This window comes from Dorea sp. (genome assembly GCF_977044405.1).
This window is the reverse complement of record NZ_CDRRQK010000053.1, coordinates 1-3031: the sequence shown is the minus strand read 5'-3', so window position 1 is coordinate 3031 and position 3031 is coordinate 1. Positions and strand designations below refer to the sequence as shown.

Below are 3031 nucleotides of genomic sequence, written 5' to 3'. Positions count from 1 at the left end.
TGAATACATATGCCGCAAGCAGACACAGTGGAATTCCGATACACCATGTGCCGATAATATCAATAATCATAATGATTTTGGTGTTGCCGCCACTTCTTATAATGCCTCCGCCAAGTATCATATTTTCCACCTTGACCGGAGCATACAAGGCAAATACGATAAGCAGTATCTTTCCAAGCTCTTTTACGCTGTCATCAACACGATAGAATCCGGTATATACTCCAGCCAAAAGAATGAGCAAAGCCGATACAGTTACTGCACCAAATAAGCCTGCATACATAATCTTCTTTGATTCTGTGTAAGCCTCATCATATTCTTTCCGGCCAAGTCTTTTGCCGACCATCACACCGGCAGCCGCTGACAATCCACTAAGTGCCCCTACGATAAGTCCCTGAATCGGACCGGTAAGTGTATAAGCTGCAAGGTTTGATGTGCCAAGATGCCCATAAACAGCAGATTCCACATTTTGCCCGAGACTCCATAAAAATTCACTGATCAGAATCGGCATAATCATTATTAGATAATCCCAGAGTGTGATTTTTTTAAAATGTAGAGATAATACCGGTTTATCTCCATCTTTTCTGATACATAAGATAAATCCGATAACAATAAATACCAGGTTAAACAACTGCGAAATAAGTGTGGCAATCGCAGCTCCTTTTATTCCCATACATGAAAATCTAAATTTTCCAAATATCAGCAGATAGTTCAGTCCTGTGTTTACAACAACTGCTCCAAAGCTTGCAAGAAATGGTATTGTGGCATGTTCTTTACAGCGCAGCCAGGAGGATAAAATATTGCTGACAGCCATTGGAAGATAAGAAAATGCTATGATTCTAAAATAAACCGCACCAGTATTTATAATACTCATATCTTTTGTATACAGTCCAAGAATCTGCGACGGAAAAACTTCGGCTGCAAGCAGGAACAATGCAGATATCACAATTCCGCAGATGAGGCTCACATCAAAACTGCACCATGCTTCTTTTGTTTCTTGTGCACCAATGAACTGAGCAATTAATATTCCCGCAACCGTGCTTACCGCACCGATCACCACTGAAAAAATCAGTGAAAAATTACCGCATAATCCAACTGCCGATATATTTGTCTCGCCTAACTGTCCGATCATGATCTGGTCAACAATTGAAAATGATGCCTGCAGCATACTTTGCAATGTGACAGGAATTGCAATTTTACACAACGATTTCATGAACTTAGACATTATAATTTCCTCGTACTTTCCCTTTTTATCAAATCAACCGGTAACACGATTTCTGTCTTATATTCTGCTCCATCGCGCATTGCCTCCAGACATTCAATTGCTGCTTTCGCCCTTAAGCTTGCTTCCTGATGAATCGTTGTGAGGGAAGGATTGCTTTCCTTGCTTGCTATGTTATCATCAAAGCCAATCATCTGGATATCCTCTGGAATCCGAATGTTCTTTCCTTGTAAAAACCTCATAAACTCAAGTGCATAAAAATCGGATACTGCAAAAACAGCAGTAACATTGTTTTTTAACAGCTGCATATAGTTATCATCATAAAAGCGAATTCTTTCCTTTTCTGTCTTTGGTATCTCCCATCTATAGGTTTCTCCCTGTTCAAAGGCTTTGCGAAATCCTTCGATGCGCTCTTTATCCATGCAGATGAAATTATCTGCTATACATAATGCTTTCTTATGTCCCAGTTCTTTGAAATATTTCCCGGCCTGATAGCCGCCGTCATAATGATCAATGACCAGATTTACTACCTTTGAGCATTTTTCAAAATAGCCATCATACACGACAAATGAAATCCTCATCTGATTTCTAAGGTTTTCATAATCAGCTTCACAAAATCCAATCAGAATCAGTCCATCCATATTCCACATGGATGCAAATACCGGAATCTCTCTGATATCAGATGTTGTTTTTATCATCAGAAAATATCCTTTTTCATTAACCTCATGGGAAAGGGCATTCAGCGATGACATCACAAATCCATCCTCTAAAACCCGGCCCTCATACTTTTCATGGTCATTCACCACTACCCCAATGATTCTTGAATTATTTCTCGCAAGCAAAATGCCAGCCATGTTCGGGATATATCCTGACCTTTCAAGTTCCTGCTGGACGCGTTTTACCGTCTCATCTGAAATCTTTTCTGTTTTGCCGTGAATCACTTTTGAGACAGTAGCAGTACTAAGACCTAACGCATCTGCAACATCTACGATTCTAACCCTGTTCTGTGTCATTTTCATTCCTTCTTCTACGATATTATGATTATATGGTACATTATAAATGTGGGATTTACAAAGGTTAAGCGCATAACCCATTACAAAATTTGCATTTGATTTTTGTGAATTTTTACTATTATATTACACATTTTCCTCGGGCTACTATTCACCTTCTTGTCTTAGTACCCTCTTGGTTACAGTTCACTCCCGTGCCAATCAGTGTAATAATTGATATTGTGGAGGGGACAGTAACCCCTCTTTGTCTTAGCATACAAGACAAAAAGTAAAATATAATTGACATTATGAAAAAGAAGTGTTACTTTATAAATGGAGGTGAACATAAATTGGCAAAAAATATTGCGATTAAAGTGGCAAGGGCTCAAAAGGATATGACGCAAAAAGTCTTAGCAGAAGCTGTTGGTGTTTCAAGGCAAACGATAAATGCTATCGAAAAGGGAGAATATAATCCGACAATAAAACTGTGTCGTAAAATTTGTCGCGTATTAGATAAACGTTTGGATGATTTGTTCTGGGAGGATGAAGAGGATGAAAATTAGAAAAATGAAAAGTAATTTAGATGAACGCCAGGAACTAAAACTTCTTAAAATTGAACATAATGGATGTTGGATTGCTTTTTGGGGATTGCTGATTGTAATGGCAATACAAATGATAGTTGGGAATGACAGTATCAAGAATCTTGCCGGAGAATGGGTTGTATTTATGAGTCTTGCATTATATCTTTCAATTGATTGTATGCGAAATGGAATTTGGGATAGAAAATTGAAACCGAATCTCAAGACAAATATCATAATCAGTA

General features: G+C 38.2%; 4 protein-coding genes. 2 read left to right on the top strand and 2 right to left on the bottom strand.

The window, feature by feature from the left end; all coding sequences use genetic code 11:
- The coding region (locus ACWJAF_RS13755; RefSeq protein ID WP_448864690.1) for an MATE family efflux transporter at nt 1–1222 on the bottom strand (1222 nt) is incomplete at its 3' end.
- A complete protein-coding gene (locus ACWJAF_RS13750) occupies nt 1222–2232 on the bottom strand; it encodes a LacI family DNA-binding transcriptional regulator (protein WP_448864692.1) in 1011 nt (336 codons plus the stop codon). The genes ACWJAF_RS13750 and ACWJAF_RS13755, both read right to left, overlap by 1 nt.
- Nucleotides 2233–2558: 326 nt before the next feature.
- Here ACWJAF_RS13750 and ACWJAF_RS13745 point away from each other — a divergent pair, with 326 nt between their 5' ends.
- Nucleotides 2559–2771, top strand: coding sequence for a helix-turn-helix transcriptional regulator (locus ACWJAF_RS13745; RefSeq protein ID WP_022076184.1), 213 nt, complete (start codon nt 2559–2561; stop codon nt 2769–2771).
- Nucleotides 2761–3031 (top strand): DUF6773 family protein (locus ACWJAF_RS13740; protein ID WP_448864688.1); only part of this gene is annotated, 271 nt, incomplete at its 3' end. The genes ACWJAF_RS13745 and ACWJAF_RS13740, both read left to right, overlap by 11 nt.

What these genes read in the sequence shown, in the direction of transcription:
- ACWJAF_RS13750 (WP_448864692.1), bottom strand. Translation starts at nt 2,232, where the DNA reads ATGACACAGAACAGGGTTAGAATCGTAGATGTTGCAGATGCGTTAGGT.